Below are 22,817 nucleotides of genomic sequence, written 5' to 3'. Positions count from 1 at the left end.
AGCGCCGCCTCCCAGACACTCCCACCTAAGAACCTCGGTCACAAAAAGGCAGAAAGCGCCTTTTCGAACCGAGAACCTTAGGCTCTGTGTCTAAACGGTCGGCTCTGCTTTTCTATGATGAAAGGGGTGATGGCTTTCTTTTCCGATTGGTTGAAACAGCCGTCTCTTGCGGTTGGTATTGAAGTAGAAATGGCGTTTATAATACACATATAACAGGAGGCATGAACATGAAAACTCATGAATTAGACAGATTGCGTCAAAAGGTAGATGAAATTAATCTGCAGTTGCTTAAGCTTTTGAACGAGCGCGGTAAGATTGTGAAAGAAATTGGAGAGCAAAAAACGCTGCAAGGTGTAAAACGCTTTGACCCAGTACGTGAGCGTCAGGTGCTAGACATGATTGCCGAAAATAACGAAGGACCGTTTGAAACTTCTACTGTCCAGCACATCTTTAAAACAATCTTTAAAGCAAGCCTTGAGTTGCAGGAAGATGATAATCGTAAAGCATTGCTTGTATCTCGTAAGAAAAAGCCAGAAAACACAATTGTTGATATTAAAGGTGAAAAACTTGGTGATGGTACACAATCATTTATCATGGGACCTTGTGCAGTTGAGAGCTACGAGCAGGTACGTGAAGTTGCAAAAGCAATGAAAGCGCAAGGTCTTCGCTTAATGCGAGGCGGCGCATTTAAGCCGCGCACATCTCCGTATGATTTCCAAGGTCTTGGTGTAGAAGGTCTTGAAATTTTACGCAAAGTTGCCGATGAGTTTGATATGGCCATCATTAGTGAAATTTTAAATCCCAACGATATTGAGATGTCATTGGATTACGTAGATGTGATCCAAATTGGTGCTCGCAATATGCAAAACTTTGATTTACTGAAGGCTGCAGGAAAAGTAAATAAGCCGGTACTATTAAAACGTGGTTTGGCAGCGACAATTGAAGAATTTATTAATGCAGCTGAATATATTATCGCGCAAGGTAATGATCAAATTATTCTATGTGAGCGCGGCATTCGCACATATGAAAAAGCAACACGCAACACGCTTGATATTTCGGCAGTACCAATTTTAAAACAAGAAACGCATTTGCCGGTCGTAGTAGATGTGACACATTCCACAGGTCGAAGAGATTTATTGCTTCCGACAGCAAAAGCTGCATTAGCAATCGGTGCGGACGCTGTTATGGCAGAGGTACATCCGGATCCTGCAGTTGCACTTTCAGATTCTGCGCAACAAATGAATATCCCTCAGTTCAATGCGTTCATGGAAGAATTGAAAGGTTTTCGCTCTAAGTTAGCAGGTTCTGTACAACATAGTGTGTGATGATGGGCATTTCAGTAGTAGCCGCTTCCCTATTTCAGAGAGCTGATGGCAGGTGTGAATCAGTATATAAGCGGATATGAAGTACACGCCTTGAGCTTCTTTTTCTAGTAAGGAAAAGACGGTCTGTCAGATCGTTAACAACAAGAGAGGTAGCTATTTTGCTGCAAACAGGGTGGTACCGCGGTCATCATCGTCCCTGCCGATACAGTCGGCAGGGATTTTTTTAGGACAAAAAAGGAGTGAAGTTATGCAAAAGAGAGTGCTGGTTATCGGAATGGGCTTAATCGGTGGATCGATTGCGTTGGCCATTAAAAAGATACACGATGTAAAAGTCATAGGTTTTGATATTCGTGATTTACGGCTTGCTATTGAGCTCGGTGTAATTGATGAAATAGCTGAAGATGTGGCGCAAGCGGCAGAGAATGCACATTTAATTGTCTTGGCGTTACCAGTGGAAGAAACAGCTTCTATGCTAGCACAGCTCGCTCATGCCAAAATGAGGAAAGATGTTATTATTACGGACGTAGGCAGCACAAAAGAACACATTATGGCTGCGGCGGATACACTGCTTCCTCGTGAAGTAACATTTATTGGTGGGCATCCGATGGCCGGCTCTCATAAAACCGGGGTAGAAAGCGCAAAGGCACATTTGTTTGAAAATGCATTTTACATTTTAACACCGAGGCAGGGAACACCTGCTGAAAAAGTAGAAGAGTTAAAGTTTTGGCTTTCAGGTACACATGCACAATTTCTGCTCATGCAACAAAAAGAACATGATTATGTGACTGGTATTGTGAGTCACTTTCCGCATTTAATTGCCGCAGGCTTAGTAAAACAAGTGAAGAGGCATGCAACGCATACACCGCTTGTAAATATGCTTGCAGCTGGTGGATTTCGTGATATCACGCGTATTGCCTCTAGTAGCCCGAAAATGTGGAATGATATTGTGAAACAAAATCAGGAACACTTAAGTCAGCTGCTAGAAGAATGGATAGAAGATATGCAAAATTTAAAACAGTTAGTGGACAACGGAGAAGAACTTCAAAGTTACTTTTCTGATGCAAAAATGTACCGGGACGCTTTGCCTCTTCGTACCAAGGGGGCTATTCCATCTTATTTTGATTTATATGTAGATGTACTAGATAAAGCGGGTGAACTAGCAAAAGTAACAACCGTACTTGCTGAGAATGGAATTAGTATTACGAATCTGCAAATATTGGAGAATCGTGAAGGGCTTTTGGGTGTGCTTCGCATCAGCTTTCGAACAGAGAAGGACCGTCTTCAAGCTAGTGAACATCTTGGGAATTTAGGATATGATACGTATGAAGTTTTGTGAAATGATGGAAGTGAAAAAAGACATCAGGATTTTCTCTGACGTCTCTTTTACAGGTTTTCTGAACGAGAAGGCTCACGTAGGCATAGTCCTTCTTTAGACGTGGGATGAAAGTGAAGTCAAATGCGGTGCACAGAAAAAGTGAATGTACGTTCTGCGCAACAAGCATTTGAAATGCTACAAACTCCTCATAGAGGCCGGGACATAACTGCATCTTGTAACTCTAAAGCCGAAAGAATAGAGAATAACGAACACTCATAAAGAAAAAATCCGAATTAAATCGAAATCTGTGTAGAGAATTCCGACTAATAGTTCGGATTTTTCTTTGGCTAAAAACCTTTTGTCCCAGCCTCATTGTTCTATGGGGAGTGTTTGAAGCTCAGTCCATATGAAAAAACTCATGTGGACTTTCAATATCATACATGCTTTCGGATTTTCCTGTATCCTTCATTACTGTATAGGCACCAAACAACTCAATACAACATAGCAGCAACATAATGAGTATTACTGTCATATGCATTCCTCCTTTATTAAATGATTGGCTTAGCGCAACTATAATGTATGAAACGCGTTTCAATGCAAGCAGTAATTTAAATGTTGAGGAGAAATGATATTGAATACAGATTATAAATAAAAGGCTCTGTTAAAGTTCGTTGTGGATTTCCGTTACGGGAGTTCGCTTTTCGGGGGCGGTGAGGGAGCCTCCTCAGTGCTATGCGCCTGCGGTGTCTCCCTTTGACTCGCTTAGTCGCCCCCTTCACTTCAATCAACAAGTGCAAATGATTAACATTGGGCTTTAACACAGCCAAATAAAAAAGGAATGGTACACCCATTCCTTTTTTCTATCATTGAGTTGTTTGAGGCGTATTTGGAATCGTACCTCCATTGCCAGGATCAGTTGTGTTTGGTGGCGTTGTGATAACTTCGTCGTTTCCAGCATCTTCTGCATCTTCATCATCTTGGTTATCTTTGTTTTTATCTTTGTCTTTTTCTTCTTTATCTTTTTTCTCTTTCTCTTCTTGCTCCTTTTTCAAGCGTTCCTCTTCTTCTTTCCGCGCTTTTTCCTCTTCTTCTTTTCGTGCTTTTTCTTCTTCTTGCTTCTTACGCTCTGCTTCCCTACGTTCTTCTTCAAGTTTCTCGCGTTTTTCAATTTGTTTTCTTAGTTCTTTTTCAATAACAGGCAAATCGAATTTCTTTTCCGGCAACACTTTGGCAGAGCGAGAAATAATTTCTCTAAAAATCACGGCCGATGTACTTCCACTTGAAGATGATAAATAATGTGAAGCATCTGTATTTTCATAACCAAGCCAAACAGCGCCTACAACTTGCGGTGTGTATCCTACAAACCAATGGTCCTTGGCTCCGTCTATGCCTTTAATAGGAAGTTGCGTCGTACCTGTTTTACCTGCAATTTCACGGCCGCTGATACGCGCTTTTACCCCTGTTCCTTCAGTGACAACACCGCGCATCATGTATGTCAGCTTTTGAGCGGTTTCAGAGCTCACAACTTTCGTTGATTTTTTCTTCCATTTGGCGATTACTTGACCGTCAGTATCTTCAATACGTGTAATCGCGTGTGCTTCCATCATCGTTCCGTCATTTGGAAAGGCGGAGAAGGCTTGTGCCATTGCTAAAGGCGATGTACCATGTACCATGCCTCCAAGGGAAAGGGCGGGGTTATAGTCTTCTTCATCCAATTTAATTCCAAATCGCTTGACAGTATCAGTCGCATATTTTGCTCCTAGCTTTTGGAACAACCAAACAGCAGGCACGTTATAGGATTCAATTAATGCATCGTACATTGTAACCTCGCCGCGGAACCTTTTATCGTAGTTCAGGGGCTGATAACCATTAATATTAAGCGGTCTGTCTTCTAGTTTGTCGAATACATCATAGCCCTTCTCAATAGCTGGCGCATATACAGCCAATGGTTTCATCGTTGATCCTGGCTGACGAGTGAGTTGTGTAGCATAGTTAAACTGTCTAAATTGATATTCACCGCGCCCACCAATCAGAGCCTGAATACCGCCTGTTTCAGGGTTGATAAACACCGCGCTGCTTTGTATGATTTGATCTTTAGAACTTCTTGGAAATAGGGCGGTATTTTTGTAAACAGCTTCAGCAGCCTCTTGCATAGTTGTATTTAATTCCGTGTAAATATGAAGACCGCCGGAAAGTACCTCATTTGCAGATAAGTCATATTTTTTGATGGCTTCATCAATAATATGGTTTAAATAGTGAGGATACGTACCAGTATAATTATTTTCTCGTTTGTCCGTTAATACAATTTTTTCCGCTTTTGCAGCTGCAAATTGGTTTTCTGTAATGTAGCCTTCTTGCTTCATCAAGCTTAAAACAACATCTCGGCGTTCCTTAGACTTCTGCGGATTTTTAAAAGGTGATAACGCGGATGGTGCTTTAATTAAGCCTGCTAATGTAGCACACTCATTTAGCGTCAGGTCTTTAGCGTCTTTACCAAAATAAGTTTGTGCCGCACGCTGAATACCCCACGCGCCCTCACCAAAATAGATTTGGTTTAAATAACGCTCAATGATTTCATCTTTTGAGTATGTGCGTTCAATTTTTTTGGCTAATACAAGTTCTTGTAGCTTCCTTGTATACGTGCGCTCCTGTGACAAAAAGGCATTTTTTGCAAGCTGTTGTGTAATCGTACTGCCGCCTGCAACAATCTCTCCGCTTACCGTGTTTTGAATAAATGCTTTTGCTATACCGAAATAATTAACACCGCCGTGCTTATAAAAACGCTGGTCCTCTGTAGATATGACCGCATGAACCATATCTTTTGGTATTTCTTTCAATGTAATGCCTTCAATGTTTGTAGCAGAAACTTCACTTGCTACTTTTCCGTTTTGATCATAGATAATAGTTGGTTGCGGCGCCGGTGTGTCCAGCTTACTCACATCACTCTTCCAAATAAAAATATTAAAAACGAGTACGCCAAGCAAAATAACCGCAATACCTGTTGCACCAATTTTCCACAACAGGCTTTTAGACAAGGCCAGCTTCTTTTTTTCTTTGGCCTGTTGTTGGCGTCTTTCCATTCTCCCCATACTTGGCACCACCTTTTTATTTCGTTATGTCAGGATAAAAATCCCTATAATGAATAGCGTGTTTAAAATAGCAGAAATCTATCCCTTTGTAAAGAGACAAGTATAAATGTTAAAAATCTGTGAACGTTACCATATGAAACTTATCTTGCGTGCAATTCATTGTATAATGATAGGTATAGAGAGAAAAAGGCTCCTTGGGAGAAATTTGGGGTAACTAAGGAGGAAACATGATACAAAAGGCTTTTCAGTCATTTCGAAAGCAGCTGTATTATATTTTTGGGATTCTTTTAATTGGCTGGTTGTGTACACCGTATGCAGATCATTTTCTAGGTTTAGGTGTAGGACTTGTCGTGAGTATGTATTGTGGTTGGATGCTTGGTCGTCGTATTGAAAAAATGGGCGAGCATATTGTTCTGAGTAAAAAGCTTCCATCGCTTGGTGCAGTGAATCGATTTGCCGCAGCAGTTTTAGGCGCTCTTTTCTTGTATGAAATTGAGCACCAAATGGTGATGTGGGCTTTTGCGACAGGTATTTTAGGTGGCTACTTCTTATTAGTTATTAATTTGGGTTACTATAGCGCTTATTATAAAGAGGAGAAGGAACTATATAAGTACAAATAAAAAATCAACATTCTTTTTAGAGTGGGAAGAAGAGCGGGAGATGTGTGGCTGCGGCCAGTGCCTAAGATGAGCACGTACCAAGTAAGACCATAGACACCTTACAAGTCGTCCTTGCCCTTTCGCTTTTTTATTGTATATGTTGAAAAAACTAAATGAACTTATATACAAGGGAAAGTTTGATTCTAGTGAGAAATTTCTATGAAAATATGCTAGAAGAATTATGTGGCATTTACATCTGAAAGGAAGATTCGAATGTAAAATAAATCGTTTCTAAGTCCATACTACATGAACAAGGAGAAGCGATTTAATTGGATATATGCGACAGGACAAGGTTAATGATAAGCCTTACTGCACTGTTGTTGTTACAATTGATATTTTTGGCGGTTGTTACACTCGATGTAAACAATCCGCCGCGTGTACAAATGAAAACAGGAACGACATTAGCAATGTCATCTGTAATCGTAAATAAAAAACACTAAGCCGTTAGCGGTTTAGTGTTTTTTTATTGGCAAACATAAGCCCTATACACTATGATGATATGCAAAATCACATGATTGAGGTGAATGATCATGCACGGAGAGATTTTCCGTAGAAGAACACCGGAAGAGTATTTAGAAGAACTTGCTCGGCAGCGGCGTGGCAAGCTTAAGGTATATATTGGCGCTGCGCCCGGTGTGGGAAAAACATATAAAATGCTTCAGGATGCACAGGATTTAAAAAAAGAAGGCATCGACGTCGTCGTAGGTCTCGTTGAGACGCATGGGCGCACTGATACAGATGCACAGCTGGGCGAATTGGTAGTATTTCCTATGAAAGAGATTACCTATAAGGGAAAAATCTTTTATGAAGTAGACACAGAAGGAATTATAAAGCGTGCGCCTCAGGTGGTACTTATTGATGAGCTTGCCCATACCAATGCACCGGGCTCTAAGCATCATAAAAGATACATGGATGTCGAAGAGATTTTAGAGGCTGGTATTGATGTATGTTCCGCTATGAATATCCAGCATTTGGAGAGTGTGCACGATATTGTCCAGCAAATTACGGGTGTGGCTGTTCGAGAGCGTGTTCCAGATTCCGTGCTGCAAAAAGCCAATGAAATTCAGTTAATTGATGTAACGCCGGAGATGCTTCAGAAACGGTTAGTGGAAGGGAAGATTTATCGGCAGGAAAAGATTCAACAAAGCCTACAAAATTTTTTCACAATAACGAATTTAGGTGCGCTACGTGAACTCGCTTTGCGAGAGGTGGCTGATGATGTTGACGAAAAAATTGTATCGCCACAGGAGGATGAAACATGGTCTATCGGTATTAAAGAACGTATTTTAGTATGCGTACAATACGGTTCAACTGCCGAAAGGTTAATCCGAAGAGGAGCGCGTATGGCAAGCAGGTTGAATGCAGATTTATATGTGCTGAATGTAAGAGCAGATAGCGGTGATTTCAACTCTCCAGCTCGAAATCAGATACTGGCGGAGTGGGAATCTTTAACACATCAATTTGGTGCAGAGTTTATTGTGGAGCCTGCGAGTGGAAGAAAGCCAGCAGATGTCATCATTGATGTTGCGAGCACATATAAGATTACGCAAGTACTTCTCGGTCAATCAGCGCGTACAAGATGGGAGGAAATAACAAAAGGCTCCATCGTCAATGTAATTATGCGAAAAACAAAAAATATTGATATTCACATCGTAGCCGATAGCGGCAAATAGATAAGTGAGGATTAATTTTTTAATATACAAGCGGTAATGAAACAAAAGTGAGAGAATATCTTGCGTTTTGTTTACAGTCTTACTTAGCATTCTCCGTAAGTTCTGACCGTTATTATACACCGCCTGTTCTTCTCTCCCATCTAAAAGAATTTCGTTTTTTCTATTCGCTGTTTTCGTAAAGATTGTTGTTTTTAGATAAAAATCCCTGACTTCCTATTTATCTGTTAAAATAAGGATATATCTAATGTGAAATAGAGAATAGAATGGGGTTGATTATATTGAAATTGTTACTAACCTCTAACGGTTTTTACAATGATGCTATTAAAGAGCAATTTTTAAAACTCATTAACGGCGAACCTAATGAACTGGACGTTGCTATTATCACAACTGCATCGCCGCAGAAGGATAATAATAGGTTTGCTCAGAAGGCGAAAGAGGACTTTAAAGATATGGGGTTTCAAAACATTGATTTCATTGATATAGAGTTTGATAACCTAAAAAGTCTTGCACATAAAGATGTCATATACATCAATGGTGGAAATCCATTCAATTTATTATTTCACACTAAACAAAGTGGGGCAGATAGTATCTTTCGAGATTTAGTTAACAAAAATGTTGTTATTGTAGGTGTAAGTGCTGGTGCTGTTCTACTTGGTCCAAACATTAAAGTCGTTCATTTCTTCACACCGCAAATGGATACATTAAATACTAAGGATTTTTCTGCATTAGACTTAACGGACAAAATTGTTTTTCCTCACTATGACCGAGAAGATTTGTTCAAGGATAGTACAAACAAGACAATTGAAGATAGACTAAAAGAATTTGAAATACTTGAAGGATGCGAAGTTACGAGATTAAAGGATGATGAATATATCACAGTAGAAAAGTAATTTATTGACCTCGATTTAGAGGTCTTTTATTATGCACTTCTTCTAAACATCTCAACTGTCGTATAGTTTGATTTATGGACAGCACTAAATAAAAGTTGCTTCACTCGTTCTTTGTGAGCCACCTTTTTGGTATGTTCAAGGTATCTGAACCAAAACAAATAGTTATCAAGATATTTGGTTGCCACTCCTTGAAAACGGTGCATAAATTGTTTTAGCCGTTTGTGATAAGCATTGACGTGTTGAATATGGAAGATAGATTTTTTCACATAAATCCCTTTCCGCACGTTCACCATTTCGTGCTGTAATCCCTTATCTTTGGCAAACTTTTTATAGTTCGTAGCTGTATCTGAACATAACAAAGCAGAGGTGTCGATAAATGCACCTAATACCCTATCTATATCTGTTGATTTAATCCTACCTTTCCCTGCCATTTGAGAGATGACTTGTCCATTTCGGTCTTGTGCTACAAGAACACAAACCTGTTCCTTCGAAATGCCTCGTTTTGTTGCGACACCGCCACGCTTACGAGGTTTTCTGTCAGTAATAGACTTCTTCCCTTTGTCACTTTCCAAGAAAAAGGTTTCATCGCTTTCAACAATCCCTTTTAGAGTTTGATTGCCCAATGAACGGAGAGCATTCAAAATTTTATGTCGCCAATAAAAAGCCGTAGAAATATGGATTTCTAAAGCCTCGGAGATTTTAGGTAGTGTACAGCCTTCTACCATCATATCAAAGTATTTAAGCCATTTATGAGGGTATCGAGAACCTGCCAATGGAGTATTGGTCATATCGTTAAATGTCTTCCCACAGTCCTTGCACAAATATCGTTGTAAGAGAATGTACCTGTATACCTTGAGAAAGAAATTGTAGAATACGAGAAAAATCATTCTGAGCTTGTATGCAGCAGTTTCCGAGGCAGGAGCATTCATATCCTCGGTCCGTATTTTGAGTAGAAGTTTATCAATCAAATAAAGCAAGAAATATATAATGTAAGCGTTTTAATATAAAAAGTTTGTTTTTTATAAAAAAACCTCTTTACATGTAATTTTTACAGGAGTATATTTACTTTCATAAGTCACAACTAAATTTTACCGAAGCAACCTTTAATCGCTGAGTCCATTAGGAGCGGGGGAACCAACTTTGTGCGCAAGCACTTGGGGTGAATCCTTCTTTAGTGAAGGTAGGGCTACTCTCAAAGCCCGAATCCGACAGCTAACCTCGTAAGCGTTTCGGGAGGGGGTATACTTTCGTGTTGCCTAAACAGAGCACTGAGTAACCTCTCAGTGCTCTTTTGTGTATTTTTAATGGTAAAATTTGTAAATTAGGAGGGGTGTCATGTTAGATGTAATGATGGTAGGTGCGTTTATTCTGCTGACTGCATCTATGGCAGGGTTAGCAAAGTGGTCTGATAATGTAGTGAAGGAAGGGAACAAGCAATGATCGTACTGTTAGGAATCGTTGCGGTAGTTACGGTGTACTTAGTATATGCATTACTCAATCCAGAGAAGTTTTAAGTGAGGAGAGACAAATATCATGGCTTGGATAGCAGTCAGTATCACTATTGGACTATTTATTTTATTAGCACAACCGATGGGGGCTTATTTAGAGAAAGCATTTCAGGGAGACTCGAAATTAGAAAAGATTTTCGGCTCTGTTGAAAAGATTATTTTTAAGATTGCAGGTGTTAAGCCCTACAATCAAAACTGGAAGCAATATGCTTTGGCGTTAGTTTTGACAAATAGTTTGATGATTGTGTTTGTGTATTTAATATTCCGATTGCAAGGCGTACTGCCATTGAATCCAAGCAACATTCCGGGTATGGAACCAACGCTTGCTTTTAACACAGCAATCAGCTTTATGACAAACACAAACTTGCAGCACTACAGCGGAGAAACCGGCCTGTCTTACTTGTCTCAAATGCTTGGTATCACATTTATGATGTTTGCTGCACCTGCTACAACATTAGCGATTGCAATTGCTTTCATTCGTAGCTTAGCAGGTAAGAAATTAGGAAACTTCTTCGTTGATTTTACTAGAGCCATTACACGTTTACTTCTTCCATTAAGCTTTGTCGCAGCGTTGATTTTTGTGTTGCTAGGAGTGCCGCAAACATTAGAACCTGCAGCAGTAGCTAACACGGTTGAAGGAGCAAAACAATTAATTGCGCGTGGTCCTGTAGCCTCGTTACTTTCAATTAAAGAGCTTGGGAATAACGGTGGTGGATTTTTTGGAGTCAACTCCGCACATCCTTTTGAAAATCCAAATATGATTAGCAATATCTTGCAAATGATTCTTATGATGCTTTTACCGACTGCCTTGCCTTTTACATACGGCAGAATGGTAGGAGATAAAAAGCAGGGACGTATTCTATTCGTTTCCATGCTGATGTTGTTCTTGATTGGTTTCGGCACAATTGCCACTACAGAGCTACAAGGTAATCCGGCATTGAATCAGCTGGGCATTCAATATGACGAAGGTAATATGGAAGGAAAAGAAGTCCGCTTCGGAACGGTATGGTCCGCCTTATATGCAACGGTTACAACCGCTTCAGAGACAGGTAGCGTTAATACAATGCATGATACATTAACACCAATTGGCGGTATGGTTCCTCTTATAAATATGCTGTTAAATACAGTATTTGGCGGTGTGGGAGCAGGGTTTATCAACGTCATTATGTATGCGATGATAGCCGTATTTATTTCCGGTTTAATGGTGGGTCGTACACCTGAGTTTTTAGGAAAGAAATTGGAAGGAAAAGAAATGAAGCTCATAGCGGTGACACTTTTGTTCCAACCACTTCTCATATTGGGAGCTTCAGCAATCGCCTTTTCTACAGAATTAGGAATGGGAGCCATTTCAAACTCCGGCTTTCACGGAATTACACAAGTCATCTATGAATACACTTCATCCGCTGCGAATAACGGATCGGGGTTTGAAGGATTAGGAGATAATACGCCATTTTGGAATATTTCAACTGGCCTTGTGATGTACTTGGGACGTTATTTTGGGTTAGTCACAATGCTTGCGGTCGCAGCATCTTTAAAAGAAAAGACTTTGGCACCGGAAACAGTTGGGACGTTTCGTACAGATAATGGTTTATTCGGTGGTATTTTTGTAGGAACAATTTTCCTTGTAGGTGCTTTGACATTTTTCCCAATTTTAGTTTTAGGACCAATTGCTGAATTTCTCACTTTGAAGTGATGGAGGATAGAACATGAGTAAATTATCTGCATTTATAAAAGAAAAACATGAACAGACATCTTCTTTACGGTTAGTGGAAGATGAAGGAATCCGAAAAGCAAAGACAATGGATTCCGATATTGTGAAAACATCCATAAAGCAATCGTTTACTAAACTTGATCCGAGAGTGATGGTAAAGAATCCAATTATGTTCATTGTAGAAATTGGCTTTTGTGTTACCCTAGTGCTGTCGTTCCTACCCAGTGAAAATCTGCCGGGTTGGTTTAACATCACTGTATCTATGATTCTATTATTTACAGTTTTGTTTGCGAATTTTGCAGAAGCGTTGGCAGAAGGACGTGGGAAGGCACAAGCTGATTCATTAAAGCAATCCAAACAAGATATTTGGGCAAATCTTATAAAAAATGACAAAGTGATGAAGGTAGCAGCAACAGAGCTTCGTAAAGGAGACATTGTCGTTGTAAAGCAAGGAGAAATGATTCCCAGTGACGGAGAAGTAATTAAAGGCTTGGCATCTGTTGATGAGTCAGCTATTACAGGCGAGTCCGCACCTGTGCTAAAAGAAGCAGGAGGCGATTTTAGCTCTGTAACAGGTGGAACTCTTGTTGTCAGCGATGAGATTACGATTCGTATCACTAGTAATCCAGGCGAGTCCTTCCTGGACAAAATGATTGCGCTTGTAGAAGGAGCAAAAAGACAAAAAACCCCGAATGAAATTGCGCTCAATACAGTTTTGTTCAGTTTAACATTAGTATTTCTATTGGTGATCGTAACGCTTCCAGTGTTCACAAATTATCTGGGCTTCTCAATTGATACAGCCGTTCTTGTCGCGCTTCTTGTATGTTTAATTCCAACCACAATCGGAGGGTTATTGTCAGCCATCGGAATTGCAGGGATGGATCGTGTGACGAAATTTAACGTGTTGGCTATGTCAGGAAAAGCGGTTGAAGCTGCTGGAGATATTAATACAATTATTTTGGATAAAACGGGAACGATTACATTTGGAAATCGAATGGCCCATACGTTGATTGCTGTATCAGGAGAAACAGTAGAAGAGCTTGCGTATTGGGCTGGAATAAGCTCTTGTATGGATGAAACACCGGAGGGCCGATCTGTTGTAGAATATATAAACAATAAAGGGTGGTTTAGTAACGGGACAATAGAAGGTGAATTTATTCCGTTTAAAGCTGAAACACGTATGAGTGGTATGGATTTACATGACGGAACGAAGGTGCGCAAAGGTGCTGTCAACGCAGTTATCAATTGGGTGATGCAGCAAGGAGGAAACATTCCTCTAGATCTTTCCAAACGAGCAGATTTAATTGCGAAGGAAGGCGGAACACCGTTAGCTGTAGCTGTAAACAATAAAATTTATGGATTGATTTATCTAAAAGATACAGTGAAACCAGGTATGCGTGAGCGTTTTGAGGAGCTTCGTCGTATGGGTATTAAAACGGTAATGTGTACAGGAGACAATCCGCTGACAGCGGCCACGATTGCAAAGGAAGCTGGCGTAGATGAATTTATTGCCGAATGTAAACCTGAGGACAAAATAGCTGTCATTAAAGCAGAGCAAGCGAAAGGAAAGCTAGTGGCCATGACTGGTGATGGTACAAATGACGCACCGGCTCTGGCCCAAGCCGATGTAGGTCTTGCGATGAACAGCGGGACGTCAGCAGCAAAAGAAGCGGCGAATATGATTGACTTAGATTCAAACCCAACCAAAATTATTGAAGTTGTAGCTATTGGTAAGCAGTTGCTTATGACACGCGGAGCTTTGACAACATTCAGTATTGCGAACGATGTGGCAAAATATTTTGCAATTATCCCAGCCATGTTTACAGCAGCTATCCCGCAAATGGAGATGCTGAATGTAATGGGATTGCATTCCCCCTTATCTGCAATTTTATCGGCATTAATCTTCAATGCTATTATCATTCCATTGCTCATTCCGTTAGCAATGAAGGGTGTATCGTATAAGCCAATGAGCTCCAATGCATTGTTAAGCCGTAATTTGTTCATTTACGGATTTGGCGGTATGATTGTTCCGTTTATTGGTATAAAGGTCATTGATGTATTCGTAGGATTATTCGTATAGAGGAGAAGTGAGCCATGAAAACCAAACAGAGTATACTAGCACCCGTCATTCGGCTAACAGCAACAACTGTTGTATTATGTGGTCTTGTATATCCCGCTTTAGTAACAGTAGTCGCACAAGTGACAATGCCCGATAGAGCGGACGGTAGTTTGATCTATAATGATCAAAATGAAGTAATCGGTTCTGCATTAATAGGTCAAAACTTTAAAGAACCACGCTATTTTCAAGGACGTGTATCTAGTATTGCATATAAGTCTGAAGCATCCGGCAGTAATAACTATGCACCATCAAACCCTGAGTTGCTGACAAGAACAGAAGAGTCGCTGAAGCAGTGGGAAGAAAATAATCCGACAGTTCCTGTTTCGCAAGTACCGATTGATTTAGTGACAAACTCTGGATCTGGTCTCGATCCACATATCAGCCCGGCAGCTGCGAGAGCACAAATTGATCGAGTTGCGAAGTATACAGGGTTGACTAAAGCAGAGCTTCAGGATTTGATACAAGAACAAACTGAGCCGCTGGAGTTGGGCCTATTTGGAACAGAAAAGGTAAATGTGTTGAAATTAAATATAGCACTTCAAAAGTTAATGAAATAAAAAAATCCTCCGCTTGTCGGAGGATTTTCTATAAAGGAGGCAGATGATGAAGCTGCAAATAGAAGGAACAAAAGATCTGAAGCTATTTCAAACGGTACAGGTCAAAGAATGTGAAGATTTATTCATCGTAACAGGTTTTAAATTGGAACGAACATATCAGCAAAGTGTCATTGTTCCAAAAGCGACTTGTGTTGTCCTCACGCAAATACAGAAAGAATCACATGGCTATCGAATTGGTGATCCTTGTTTATATGCAATTGACCAAATCAAATTTTAAAGAGTTTCTTCTATATAATATATGCACCACTAAAAAAGAGGGTGTCCCATCATTTGGGAACACCCTCTTATCATATTTTGAAACGTATGCGGATAACGCCTGATTTTTTTAAGGATTCATATAAAATTACAAGAGATGGACCAAGGAACAATCCAATGAAACCTAATAGTTTAAAGCCTACATATAAGCTAACAAGAGCAGCTAAAGGAGAAATTCCCATGCTTTTTGAATACACTTTAGGCTCAATAATGCGACGTACAATCGTAATCACACCGAATAAAACGAGAAGTCCTATTCCTAGTGTTTGATTATCCTGCAAAATTGCAACGGTAGCCCACGGCACAAGTACAGAACCTGTACCTAGAATAGGTAAAATATCTACAATTACGATAAGCAGGGAAAGTAAAGCTGTGTAGGGCACATCAAGAAGCCATAACCCTACATACGCCATCGTGAATGTTAGTAAGCTTAAAAACAGTTGTGCTTTAACGAAGCCGACACCTGCGCCGCTTAATTGCTCTGCGACTAGATGAAATTTTTCACGGGACTCTAGCGTCATATACGATTCTAATTTTTCTTTGAGACTCGGAAGTTCTAGGCTGATTAAGAATAATGCAATGAGATAAATTAAAAACTCTAATAAAAATCCCGGTACAACAGCAACAAATCCGATTGTTCCAGAAATTAGATTTTTAGCCAGTAGATCTAACGAATTTACGCTATTTTCTAGCGCACGCTCTATAGAAGAAAGTACTTCAGTCGGCAATGTTTCTGAATACTTGTGCCAACTGTTGATCATGGGCAACACAGTTGTATAATAAAACTCTTTCGCAAAGCCAGGTGCTTTGTGAGAAAGAGACACAACTTGCTGAAAAATTGTATGGATCATGAAATAACCAATGAGTGTGAGTGTAGCCAAGTACAATAAAAATGCGGTTAAAACAGCATACAACCTTGGAAATCGTCCATGCTTTTGCAAGCGGGATACGATTCCTTCTAGCAGAATGGCAGTTAATAAAGCAAAAATAACTGGCAAGCTATATGGAATCAAAAAGAGTATTATAAGAATGAATATACTGACAAGCAACCACTTCTTCCACATGAAAAAACTCTCCTCTCCTTTTCAACGCACTGTTCCGCTGTTTACGGAAAATGAGATGTATCTTTATTATAAAGCAATATACTAAATTCCTCTATGTACGATGTAAAAATATTATTACCGAGCGCATATGGATTTGAAGTAATTTTTGTTCATGTTTTTTATATTGTAATTTTATCTATATAGTACGACTATGTATTTTCCGTTTTATGAAGACCTAAGATATAAATTTCGCAATAAACTTTTGTTGAAAAATGTTATATTGCTGAAAATAGTACATATATTTGTAAGAAGTATTATGATCGATTTTTAAAATATATGTATGATTGTTCTATAACTGTCACGTTTGACTGTACAGTTTTTTGTATGATAACATATAATTACTATTATAATAGGGGGCGAATATGTTGGGAACGGATACCGAATCGGAGAGTTGGCTGAAATTGCCCATGTTTCAAAACGAACCATTGATTATTATACGAATTTAGGACTTTTGACCGCACATCGATCAGATTCTAATTATCGTTATTATGATAAAAACGCAGTTGAAATCTTGCATTTTATTGAACAATGCAAAAAGATGCATATGCCGCTTAGTGATATTAAACAGTTGCTTGCGCGTAAGCATACAGCCATTGATACAAGTCATTCTGTGGCTACACATGTGGATGAAGTCACACGGCATATTCAAGAATTAGAACAGGAGTTGGCACATTTAAAGCCGCTGCTAGATGAGTTAACAAATGAACAACGTGAAACAATAATGAAGTATGTATCAGGTCGTGCGACAAATTTGATGCAGACGTTGCTTTTGTTTTTAGGATAGTAGTAGACGAGAGGATAACCATTACAGGAGGTGGATACCTTAGTTCATTGGACTAAGGGGATTGCTTGGACATATTTAATTTAGTCATGGTAGCGTTTTTAATTGCTCTTACAGGTTTTTTCGTTGCGGCGGAGTTCGCGATTGTGAAAGTGCGAACCAGCCGGATTGATCAACTTGTAACAGAGGGAAAACGAGGTGCTTTATCAGCTAAAAAGGTAACTACGCATTTGGATGAATATTTATCAGCGTGTCAGCTTGGAATTACAGTGACGGCGCTGGGACTTGGATGGCTTGGAGAACCTACGCTTCATCATATGCTGGAGCCTTTGATGGAGAAATTGAACTTGCCTGCGGCGGTAGCGAGTACACTCGCTTTTGTTGTAGCCTTCGCATTTATTACCTTCTTGCATGTTGTAGTGGGAGAGCTTGCTCCTAAAACAGTTGCAATTCAAAAGGCAGAACAAGTTACAATGTTAGTTGCTAAGCCACTGATGTTTTTTTATAAACTTGCGTACCCTTTTATCTGGACATTAAACGGATCAGCTCGTTTTATTACCGGACTATTTGGTCTTAAACCCGCTTCCGAGCATGAGGCAGCTCACTCTGAAGATGAGCTTCGCTTGATTCTTTCTGAAAGCTATGAAAGTGGTGAAATTAATCAAACGGAGTTTAAATATGTAAATAATATATTTGAGTTTGATAATCGAATTGCAAAAGAGATTATGGTGCCTCGTACAGAGATTATTGGTTTGTATGAAGAAGATTCTGCAGAAGACCATATGAAAATTATTCAAAGTGAAAAGTATACAAGATATCCAATATTTGGTGAAGATAAAGATGATATCATTGGAATGGTCAATGTAAAGGATGTATTTATTCGTTATATGAACGGTGATAGCAATGAATTGCCTCCAATTCGAGAATATATGCGTCCTGTGATTGAGGTTATGGAAACTATTGCTATTCATGATTTGCTCTTGCAAATGCAGAAAAAGCGTATTCCAATGGCAATTCTGTATGATGAGTATGGCGGAACGGCAGGCCTGGTTACACTTGAAGATATTTTAGAAGAAATTGTAGGCGAAATTCGAGATGAGTATGACGAAGATGAACATCCTCCAATTCAGCATATTAGCGAGTATCATAAAATTGTTGACGGTAAGGTACTAGTAAGTGATATTAATGATTTATTCGGCCTTCATATGGATGAAGAAATCGTTGATACTGTTGGCGGTTGGATCATGATGCAAAATCATGAAATCGAAGAAGGTATCTCCGTAGAAGCGGATGGCTATGAATTTAAGGTTCTTGCTAAAGATTCTCATCAAATTAAACGAGTAGAAATTCGTAAGATTATGAATGAAGAGCAAGCGGCGACGGTATAGTCGTCGCTTGTTTTTAATTTTAATATAATAAAAGACTGTAATTCTATTTCTTTCGACACTATTAATATATTTTTTTAATATACAAATGGTAAAGAAAAAGAAATTGTTTTGTACGTAGAGTGTTGCATACAAGTATAAAAATACCAGAATATACTGTTTCTTCCGAATAAAAAGACTTTATTTTTCTTGTTGTTAGCGCTTTCAATATGAAAGAGAGAATGGTAATATGAATATGTGAAATAAATACTATGTTAATAGAATAAAAGATTATATGTATTGCTTGAAGGAGATGTTGAAATTATGCGTATTGGGGTACCAGCAGAAATTAAAAACAATGAAAATCGTGTAGCGATGACACCAGCGGGTGTTGTGCACTTAATTAGAAATGGGCACGAAGTATATATTCAAGCTGGAGCAGGATTAGGTTCTGGTTTTACGGATGAGCAATACGTAGCAGCGGGTGCTACAATTGTTGCAACGGCTGCAGAAGCGTGGGCTATGGATATGGTTATGAAAGTAAAAGAACCGATTGCAAGTGAATACGGCTACTTCCGTGAAGGATTAATTTTGTTTACATATCTACACCTTGCTCCAGAGCCTGCTTTAACAAAGGCTTTAATTGAAAAGAAAGTTACAGCTATTGCTTATGAAACAGTACAAGCATCTAATGGAACATTGCCTTTGTTAACACCAATGAGTGAAGTAGCAGGACGTATGTCTGCACAAATCGGTGCGCAATTTTTAGAGAAGCCTGAGGGCGGTAAAGGTATTCTTCTTGGTGGTGTGCCTGGAGTTAATCGTGGTAAGGTAACAATTATTGGCGGTGGTGTGGCAGGTACAAATGCTGCGAAAGTAGCTGTCGGTCTTGGTGCAGAAGTAACGATTATCGACTTGAATCCAGATCGTTTACGTCAATTAGATGACATTTTTGGTCATCAAGTAACAACATTAATTTCTAATCCATATAACATTGCAGAAGCAGTAAAAACATCTGATCTTGTGATTGGCGCAGTTTTGATTCCAGGTGCTAAAGCACCAAAGCTTGTAACAGAAGAAATGATTCAATCTATGGAGCCAGGCTCTGTAGTAGTGGATATTGCAATTGACCAAGGCGGTATTTTTGAAACAACAGATCGCATTACAACACATGATGAGCCAACATATGTGAAGCATGGTGTTGTTCATTATGCAGTTGCTAATATGCCAGGTGCTGTACCTCGTACATCTACAATCGCATTAACAAACGTGACTGTACCGTATGCAGTACAAATTGCGAACAAAGGCTATGAAAAAGCTTGTCTAGAAAACAAAGCATTGCTAAGTGGTATCAATACGCTCAATGGCTATGTAACATATCAAGCTGTGGCAGAGGCGCATGGTTTACAATATGCGGATGCTGCAGAGCTTTTGCAAGCTGCACACGTATAATTATAAAAGAGCCGAGGGACAGGGTCTCTCGGTTCTCAATTTATAAAGGGGAATAACGGTATGGGATTGTTTAAGAAAAAATCAGTTACGCTCATGTTGGAGCAATCAAAGAAAAAACAACTAGAAAAAACGTTAGGTGCGTTTGATTTAACTTTACTTGGTATCGGTGCCGTTATCGGGACAGGTGTTCTCGTGTTAACCGGATTGGTAGCTGCTAGAGATGCTGGTCCAGCAGTGATTCTATCCTTTATGCTGGCTGCTATTGTATGTGGTTTTGCCGCACTTTGCTACGCGGAGTTTGCTTCGACGATTCCTGCATCAGGTAGTGTATACACATATGCATATGCAACAATTGGAGAGTTTGCAGCACATACGATGGGATGGACGCTTCTTTCTGTATATGTGTTGACAACATCTGCTGTTGCGAACGGTTGGTCAGCATATTTTAATAATTTTTTAGGTGGATTTGGGTTAGCAATACCAAAGGAGTTTGTAACCATCCCTTCACAAGGCGGAACGGTCAATTTACCGGCCATTTGTATTACCCTAGCAATTACATGGCTTTTATCCAGAGGAACGAAGGAAAGTAAAAAAGTAAATAACTTTATGGTATTAGTAAAGCTAGTTGTAATTGGTTTATTCATTGTAGTAGGTGCTTTTTATGTAAAACCTGAAAATTGGACACCGTTTATGCCATACGGTTTAGAAGGTGTAATAGCAGGGGGAGCTGCTGTATTCTTTGCATTTTTAGGTTTTGATGCCTTGTCTACGTCAGCGGAAGAAGTAAAAAATCCGCAACGAGACTTGCCTATTGGAATTATCTCGTCACTTGTAATTTGTACAATTATCTATGTTGCTGTTTGTCTAGTCATGACAGGTATGGTGCCATATACAGAGTTAAATGTAGCAGAAGCAATGGCATATGTTTTGCATTCTGTTGGGCAAGATGCAGTAGCAGGTGTAATCGCTGTCGGTGCGATTATCGGTATTATGGCAGTTATCTTTGCTTATGTGTACGCGTCTACTCGAATTTTGTTCGCAATGAGCCGTGATGGATTATTGCCAGCCATGTTTTCTAAAACAAATGCATCTGGTGTACCCACTTTCTCAACATGGATTACAGGTGCGGGGAGCGCATTTATTGCAGGTTTTGTTGACCTGAAAGAGCTGGCTAACTTGGCGAATATTGGTGCTTTACTAACATTTGCTGTAATTGGACTTGCTGTTATTTTGTTCCGTAAATCACATCCGGATTTACAGCGCGGCTTCCGCGTTCCGTTTGTCCCGGTATTACCTATTATTTCAGTGGCTTGCTGTGTATTTTTAATGGTAAATTTACCTGGGACAACATGGTTATATTTCAGTGTTTGGGTATTGCTTGGCGTAATAGTATACCTTGGATACTCTCGTAAGCATAGTGTATTACAAGAGAACAATGAAATACCACTGAAGAAAGCAAATTAAGATACTTCACAGAAAAGCACAGGGTTTCCTGTGCTTTTCTATTTATTTTTTCTGAAAAGTGTGTAAAATGAATATACAAGATTAGTTTAAGAATCATCAGAGGCTATTTTATGTGGGGAGTTTTACTTTAGTGCGAATGGAGTGTGAGAAGATGCGGACCGTCTTACATCAGTCAGGAAAGCTTATTTTTCACAAACGTGTGCAACAAGGAATTACGCAAGAAGAGTTATGTCAGGGGATTTGCTCAGTGTCTTATTTGAGCAAGATTGAAAATGATAAAATTGAAGCTTCAGAGTTAATTATGCAACTCTTATGCGAAAGGCTAGGAATCAGTTTATCAAGTTTGCAAAATACAACAGGGGAAGCAAAAAAGATGTTAGAGCAATTGCATACGGCACTTGTATATACCAATCAAGAAAAAGCAACGGAGCTATATAAGCAGCTTCAACCCGTTATTTTGCAAGTTCAGGATGCGGAAGTTTTAAACTTTTATCAACTATTATCTGTTCGCTATTTTTTATTAATGGGACGGATGGATGAAGCGATTTGTCTTTTAGAAGAATGTAAAAAACTTTCTAGTAAATATAGCCCCTTTCATAATGTTATTTTCCATTATGTAAATGGATTAATGTTTTGCAAAAAAGGGGAATGGGAAAAAGGAGCGGGTTATTTTGTCACATGTGAACAACAGGCTAGAGCCATTAAGTACAGTGAGCCGAGTATCTATTACAACTTAGCATTGGTTTATAGTATGATCCATAACGTTAGTATGTCTTTGTATTTTGTCGAACAGGCAATACATTTATATAGTAAAGCTTCTAAGTTTCGCTATATTATAGACTGTCAAGTGATACAAGGGATTAACTACGCACGTTTAAAAGAATATGATAAAGCGATAGAAACGTATGAAAATATTTTGCAGGCGGCACCATCTTTTTCTGACAAAGAAGAAATATTTGCAAGAACACTTCACAATCTAGGATACTTATATGCTAGACAGGGAGAACATAAAAAAGCAACTGAATTATATTTAGATAGTTTACGTTATAAGGAATCACATATTGAGGCATATGTAGTGACTATGTATGAGCTTGTTAAATCTTATATAGAGTTGAAACAGTTTCCTGATGCAAAGGTTTGGATTGAAAAAGGATTAAAAGCATCTAAAGACAATACTTTCGAAAAAAGGAATTATTATCTACTACTCATGTTGCAATATAAATACTTTCGTAGCTCTGGGGAATATAAAGACTTCTTAGAGAAAGAAGCCATTCCTGTATTTAAACAATTTAAAGACGCACAAGAGTTGAAAAACATATATATTGAACTTGCAGAATATTCGGAAAGTCAATTAGAATATAAAGAAAGCAATCGCTACTATAAATTAGCTATTGCAATCCAAAATAGATGAAGGAGGTGAGGACATGAAAAAGTTATTAGCATTTGCTCTCTTAACGGCTGCAATCTTGGTAGTTATGGACAAACCACAATA

At 39.1% G+C, this 22,817-nt stretch carries 20 protein-coding genes, 1 pseudogene, 1 riboswitch and 1 other annotated feature; of the genes and pseudogenes, 17 read left to right on the top strand and 4 right to left on the bottom strand.

Translation table 11 applies throughout. From position 1 onward, the window contains the following. Positions 1–227: 227 nt before the first annotated feature. The gene (locus EEJ45_RS12470; RefSeq protein ID WP_124565143.1) at positions 228–1,325 is read left to right on the top strand and encodes a bifunctional 3-deoxy-7-phosphoheptulonate synthase/chorismate mutase; all 1,098 of its coding nucleotides are present in this window, start codon (positions 228–230) and stop codon (positions 1,323–1,325) included. Then, positions 1,316–1,526: a binding site (T-box leader), on the top strand. Its footprint overlaps the gene before it by 10 nt. A 46-nt stretch (positions 1,527–1,572) precedes the next feature. Continuing rightward, positions 1,573–2,661: a prephenate dehydrogenase gene (locus tag EEJ45_RS12465; protein WP_124565142.1), complete on the top strand. Its 1,089-nt coding sequence runs from the start codon at positions 1,573–1,575 to the stop codon at positions 2,659–2,661. Positions 2,662–3,037: 376 nt separating this feature from the next. Here the strand turns inward: EEJ45_RS12465 and EEJ45_RS18870 are convergent, their stop codons facing one another. After that, positions 3,038–3,172, bottom strand: coding sequence for a hypothetical protein (locus EEJ45_RS18870; RefSeq protein ID WP_278018289.1), 135 nt, complete (start codon positions 3,170–3,172; stop codon positions 3,038–3,040). A 331-nt stretch (positions 3,173–3,503) separates the two neighbouring features. Next, positions 3,504–5,729: a transglycosylase domain-containing protein gene (locus EEJ45_RS12460; RefSeq protein WP_124565141.1), complete on the bottom strand. Its 2,226-nt coding sequence runs from the start codon at positions 5,727–5,729 to the stop codon at positions 3,504–3,506. 227 nt (positions 5,730–5,956) lie between these two features. On the opposite strand from EEJ45_RS12460, the gene EEJ45_RS12455 reads away from it, so the two are divergent. The 4 genes from EEJ45_RS12455 to EEJ45_RS12445 all read left to right on the top strand — a co-directional run bounded on the left by EEJ45_RS12455 (position 5,957) and on the right by EEJ45_RS12445 (position 8,951). Beyond that, positions 5,957–6,349 carry an ATP synthase subunit I gene (locus EEJ45_RS12455; RefSeq protein ID WP_124565140.1) on the top strand — a complete coding sequence of 131 codons (393 nt, stop codon included), beginning with the start codon at positions 5,957–5,959 and terminating at the stop codon, positions 6,347–6,349. A 335-nt stretch (positions 6,350–6,684) separates the two neighbouring features. Beyond that, the gene (locus EEJ45_RS18460; protein WP_164464274.1) at positions 6,685–6,828 is read left to right on the top strand and encodes a hypothetical protein; all 144 of its coding nucleotides are present in this window, start codon (positions 6,685–6,687) and stop codon (positions 6,826–6,828) included. A 90-nt stretch (positions 6,829–6,918) separates the two neighbouring features. Then, entirely contained in the window at positions 6,919–8,061 is a 1,143-nt protein-coding gene (gene kdpDN, locus EEJ45_RS12450; RefSeq protein WP_278018290.1) for a KdpD-like non-kinase potassium sensor, read from the top strand. A 278-nt stretch (positions 8,062–8,339) separates the two neighbouring features. Next, entirely contained in the window at positions 8,340–8,951 is a 612-nt protein-coding gene (locus EEJ45_RS12445) for a Type 1 glutamine amidotransferase-like domain-containing protein (RefSeq protein WP_245999893.1), read from the top strand. 29 nt (positions 8,952–8,980) lie between these two features. On the opposite strand, the pseudogene EEJ45_RS12440 reads toward EEJ45_RS12445, so the two are convergent. Continuing rightward, a pseudogene (locus tag EEJ45_RS12440) lies at positions 8,981–9,796 on the bottom strand (IS1595 family transposase); the annotation flags it as partial. Between the two features lie 253 nt (positions 9,797–10,049). Next, a riboswitch (cyclic di-AMP (ydaO/yuaA leader) is annotated at positions 10,050–10,193 on the top strand. Between the two features lie 93 nt (positions 10,194–10,286). Here EEJ45_RS12440 and EEJ45_RS12435 point away from each other — a divergent pair. The 6 genes from EEJ45_RS12435 to EEJ45_RS12410 are packed head-to-tail and all read left to right on the top strand — an operon-like array spanning position 10,287 to position 15,123. After that, on the top strand, positions 10,287–10,391 hold the full coding sequence (locus EEJ45_RS12435) for a hypothetical protein (protein WP_124565138.1): 105 nt from the start codon (positions 10,287–10,289) through the stop codon (positions 10,389–10,391). Beyond that, a complete protein-coding gene (locus EEJ45_RS19075) occupies positions 10,388–10,465 on the top strand; it encodes a potassium-transporting ATPase subunit F (RefSeq protein WP_124565147.1) in 78 nt (25 codons plus the stop codon). The genes EEJ45_RS12435 and EEJ45_RS19075 overlap by 4 nt, the downstream gene beginning before the upstream one ends. Before the next feature lie 19 nt (positions 10,466–10,484). Next, positions 10,485–12,152: a potassium-transporting ATPase subunit KdpA gene (gene kdpA / locus EEJ45_RS12425; protein WP_124565137.1), complete on the top strand. Its 1,668-nt coding sequence runs from the start codon at positions 10,485–10,487 to the stop codon at positions 12,150–12,152. Between the two features lie 13 nt (positions 12,153–12,165). Next, the gene (gene kdpB / locus EEJ45_RS12420) at positions 12,166–14,250 is read left to right on the top strand and encodes a potassium-transporting ATPase subunit KdpB (protein ID WP_124565136.1); all 2,085 of its coding nucleotides are present in this window, start codon (positions 12,166–12,168) and stop codon (positions 14,248–14,250) included. 14 nt (positions 14,251–14,264) lie between these two features. Next, on the top strand, positions 14,265–14,846 hold the full coding sequence (gene kdpC, locus EEJ45_RS12415; protein WP_124565135.1) for a potassium-transporting ATPase subunit KdpC: 582 nt from the start codon (positions 14,265–14,267) through the stop codon (positions 14,844–14,846). Between the two features lie 43 nt (positions 14,847–14,889). Then, positions 14,890–15,123 (top strand): hypothetical protein, encoded by a 234-nt coding sequence (locus tag EEJ45_RS12410; RefSeq protein ID WP_124565134.1) that lies wholly within the window; start codon positions 14,890–14,892, stop codon positions 15,121–15,123. Positions 15,124–15,193: 70 nt separating this feature from the next. On the opposite strand, the gene ytvI is transcribed toward EEJ45_RS12410, so the two are convergent. Then, on the bottom strand, positions 15,194–16,225 hold the full coding sequence (gene ytvI, locus EEJ45_RS12405; protein WP_124565133.1) for a sporulation integral membrane protein YtvI: 1,032 nt from the start codon (positions 16,223–16,225) through the stop codon (positions 15,194–15,196). A gap of 388 nt (positions 16,226–16,613) precedes the next feature. Here ytvI and EEJ45_RS12400 point away from each other — a divergent pair, with 388 nt between their 5' ends. The 5 genes from EEJ45_RS12400 (at position 16,614) to EEJ45_RS12380 (ending at position 22,736) form a co-directional block, all read left to right on the top strand. Beyond that, a complete protein-coding gene (locus tag EEJ45_RS12400) occupies positions 16,614–17,048 on the top strand; it encodes a MerR family transcriptional regulator (protein ID WP_380018280.1) in 435 nt (144 codons plus the stop codon). 65 nt (positions 17,049–17,113) lie between these two features. Continuing rightward, entirely contained in the window at positions 17,114–18,433 is a 1,320-nt protein-coding gene (locus tag EEJ45_RS12395) for a hemolysin family protein (RefSeq protein ID WP_124565131.1), read from the top strand. 300 nt (positions 18,434–18,733) lie between these two features. Beyond that, the gene (gene ald / locus EEJ45_RS12390; protein ID WP_124565130.1) at positions 18,734–19,861 is read left to right on the top strand and encodes an alanine dehydrogenase; all 1,128 of its coding nucleotides are present in this window, start codon (positions 18,734–18,736) and stop codon (positions 19,859–19,861) included. 60 nt (positions 19,862–19,921) lie between these two features. Continuing rightward, on the top strand, positions 19,922–21,325 hold the full coding sequence (locus tag EEJ45_RS12385) for an amino acid permease (RefSeq protein ID WP_124565129.1): 1,404 nt from the start codon (positions 19,922–19,924) through the stop codon (positions 21,323–21,325). Between the two features lie 136 nt (positions 21,326–21,461). Next, positions 21,462–22,736, top strand: coding sequence for a tetratricopeptide repeat protein (locus tag EEJ45_RS12380; protein WP_342769362.1), 1,275 nt, complete (start codon positions 21,462–21,464; stop codon positions 22,734–22,736). Positions 22,737–22,817 lie beyond the last annotated feature (81 nt).

The sequence above is a fragment of the Ectobacillus antri genome, from assembly GCF_003852715.1.
Lineage (GTDB): Bacteria > Bacillota > Bacilli > Bacillales > Bacillaceae_G > Ectobacillus > Ectobacillus antri.
Note: the sequence above shows the minus strand (reverse complement) of the source record. Positions and strands in the feature narration are given on the sequence as shown.

What these genes read in the sequence shown, in the direction of transcription:
- EEJ45_RS12470 (WP_124565143.1), top strand. Translation starts at nt 228, where the DNA reads ATGAAAACTCATGAATTAGACAGATTGCGTCAAAAGGTAGATGAAATT.
- EEJ45_RS12465 (WP_124565142.1), top strand. Translation starts at nt 1,573, where the DNA reads ATGCAAAAGAGAGTGCTGGTTATCGGAATGGGCTTAATCGGTGGATCG.
- EEJ45_RS18870 (WP_278018289.1), bottom strand. Translation starts at nt 3,172, where the DNA reads ATGACAGTAATACTCATTATGTTGCTGCTATGTTGTATTGAGTTGTTT.
- EEJ45_RS12460 (WP_124565141.1), bottom strand. Translation starts at nt 5,729, where the DNA reads ATGGGGAGAATGGAAAGACGCCAACAACAGGCCAAAGAAAAAAAGAAG.
- EEJ45_RS12455 (WP_124565140.1), top strand. Translation starts at nt 5,957, where the DNA reads ATGATACAAAAGGCTTTTCAGTCATTTCGAAAGCAGCTGTATTATATT.
- EEJ45_RS18460 (WP_164464274.1), top strand. Translation starts at nt 6,685, where the DNA reads ATGATAAGCCTTACTGCACTGTTGTTGTTACAATTGATATTTTTGGCG.
- kdpDN (WP_278018290.1), top strand. Translation starts at nt 6,919, where the DNA reads ATGCACGGAGAGATTTTCCGTAGAAGAACACCGGAAGAGTATTTAGAA.
- EEJ45_RS12435 (WP_124565138.1), top strand. Translation starts at nt 10,287, where the DNA reads ATGTTAGATGTAATGATGGTAGGTGCGTTTATTCTGCTGACTGCATCT.
- EEJ45_RS19075 (WP_124565147.1), top strand. Translation starts at nt 10,388, where the DNA reads ATGATCGTACTGTTAGGAATCGTTGCGGTAGTTACGGTGTACTTAGTA.
- kdpA (WP_124565137.1), top strand. Translation starts at nt 10,485, where the DNA reads ATGGCTTGGATAGCAGTCAGTATCACTATTGGACTATTTATTTTATTA.
- kdpB (WP_124565136.1), top strand. Translation starts at nt 12,166, where the DNA reads ATGAGTAAATTATCTGCATTTATAAAAGAAAAACATGAACAGACATCT.
- kdpC (WP_124565135.1), top strand. Translation starts at nt 14,265, where the DNA reads ATGAAAACCAAACAGAGTATACTAGCACCCGTCATTCGGCTAACAGCA.
- EEJ45_RS12410 (WP_124565134.1), top strand. Translation starts at nt 14,890, where the DNA reads ATGATGAAGCTGCAAATAGAAGGAACAAAAGATCTGAAGCTATTTCAA.
- ytvI (WP_124565133.1), bottom strand. Translation starts at nt 16,225, where the DNA reads ATGTGGAAGAAGTGGTTGCTTGTCAGTATATTCATTCTTATAATACTC.
- ald (WP_124565130.1), top strand. Translation starts at nt 18,734, where the DNA reads ATGCGTATTGGGGTACCAGCAGAAATTAAAAACAATGAAAATCGTGTA.
- EEJ45_RS12385 (WP_124565129.1), top strand. Translation starts at nt 19,922, where the DNA reads ATGGGATTGTTTAAGAAAAAATCAGTTACGCTCATGTTGGAGCAATCA.
- EEJ45_RS12380 (WP_342769362.1), top strand. Translation starts at nt 21,462, where the DNA reads ATGGAGTGTGAGAAGATGCGGACCGTCTTACATCAGTCAGGAAAGCTT.